The sequence below is a fragment of the Moorena bouillonii PNG genome (genome assembly GCF_001942495.1).
GTDB lineage: Bacteria > Cyanobacteriota > Cyanobacteriia > Cyanobacteriales > Coleofasciculaceae > Moorena > Moorena bouillonii.
Genome location: NZ_MKZS01000001.1, coordinates 4,211,441 through 4,213,131, shown reverse-complemented (window position 1 = coordinate 4,213,131; position 1,691 = coordinate 4,211,441). Strand labels below are relative to the sequence as shown.

At 46.5% G+C, this 1,691-nt stretch carries 1 protein-coding gene; it reads left to right on the top strand.

From position 1 onward, the window contains the following. The first annotated feature begins 46 nt into the window (after positions 1-46). Positions 47-1,672, top strand: a complete 1,626-nt coding sequence (locus tag BJP37_RS45330; RefSeq protein WP_075898420.1) for an IS1634 family transposase — start codon at positions 47-49, stop codon at positions 1,670-1,672. The last annotated feature ends 19 nt before the right edge of the window (positions 1,673-1,691 follow it).

The following is a 1,691-nucleotide window of genomic DNA, read 5'->3' as shown; positions in this document are numbered from 1 at the left end:
CCTACATTCCGCAGGTTGGAGGGGAGAGCTATGGTATTTTTAAACCATGAAACCAATAGCATCTTCAATTAGAGTACAAGATCTTGACCACTGCGGCATAGTGGCTGGAATAATTGACCAGATGGGACTAGTGGAACAAATTAACCAAGAACTCGGAAGCCACCCCCAAGAAATTGTCAGTGCCGGAGTAGCAGTCAAAGCGATGATTCTCAATGGGTTGGGCTTAGTGAGCGCTCCCCTGTACTTGTTTGAAAAATTCTTTGTGGGCAAAGCCACCGAACATCTTCTGGGAGAGGGAATTGAACCACAGCATCTCAACGATGACCGTCTAGGAAGAGTATTGGAACAACTCTATGAAGCGGGACTGACCCCTCTATTTATCAAAGTAGCCCTAAAAGCTGCTTTTAAGTTTGGGGTAAACAGTGACAGTCTGCACCTGGATTCGAGTTCCTTTCACGTTCATGGAGCTTATCTGAGGAAAGACTTACCCCTTTCACAAGAACCAGCAGCGATCGCCATTACTCATGGTTACTCGAGAGATCATAGACCAGACCTCAAGCAATTCATGGTGGATTTGATGTGTAGTGGAGATGGAGATGTGCCACTATATCTACGAGTAGCAAATGGTAATGAATCAGACCAAGCCATTTTCGCCGAACTGATCAGACAATTCCGGGAGCAATGGCAATGTGAAGCTTTGTTTGTGGCTGATGCTGCCCTCTATGGAGAGGAAAACATTCAGTCATTGACCGATCTGCAATGGCTCAGCCGAGTCCCCGCAACTCTCAAAGCAGCTCAACAGTTAATGGAGCAGTTGTCTGAAGAAGCCTTCAATCCGGCTCAATTAACACGATACCATTGGGCTTGTGTCTGTAGCACCTATGGTGAGATCAAACAGCGATGGCTCGTTGTCGAAAGTGAAGCCAGAAAAGAAGCTGACCTGTTGCAGCTCGAACAAAAAATTCAACAGCATCATCAGAAAGCTCTTCATCAGCTCAAGCACTTAGAACACCGAAACTTTGCCTGTGCTCCTGATGCCATGGCAGCAGCAGAAGATTGGAACAAACAACTGCGCTATCATCGCCTCACTCAGATAGAAGTTGTGCCACTCCCTTACTACAATCAGCCTGGACGACCACGAAAAGGTCAAGTTCCTGATGGCTATCACTATCGTCTTCAAGGCAGCTTAACCTTAAATCAGGAAGTGGTTGCCAAAGCTCGTAGAAGGGCTGGACGCTTTGTTCTGGCTACCAATGTTCTAGAGTCTGAGTCCCTGTCTGAAGACAATATACTCTGTGAGTACAAAAAACAACAATGTACTGAAAGAGGTTTCCGTTTTCTCAAAGACCCGATGTTCTTCACCAGCAGTGTTTTCCTCAAGACTCCTGAGCGGGTAGCTGCCTTGGCGATGGTGATGGGACTGTGTTTGTTGGTCTATACTTTGGCACAAAGAGCCTTACGCCAAGCTCTTGCCAGGGCTAAGCAAACCGTTAATAACCAATTAGGTAAGCCCACAGCTACCCCGACAATGCGCTGGGTATTTCAGTGCTTTCAGTCGATTCATTTGGTCATCCTGGGGGAATTAGAGCAAATTGTCAACTTAACCCAGGAGCATCAAAGGATTCTTCAGTTTCTTGGTGCTCCCTGCCAAAAATATTATTTACTGGTCTGACCAACCTGCGGAATGTGGG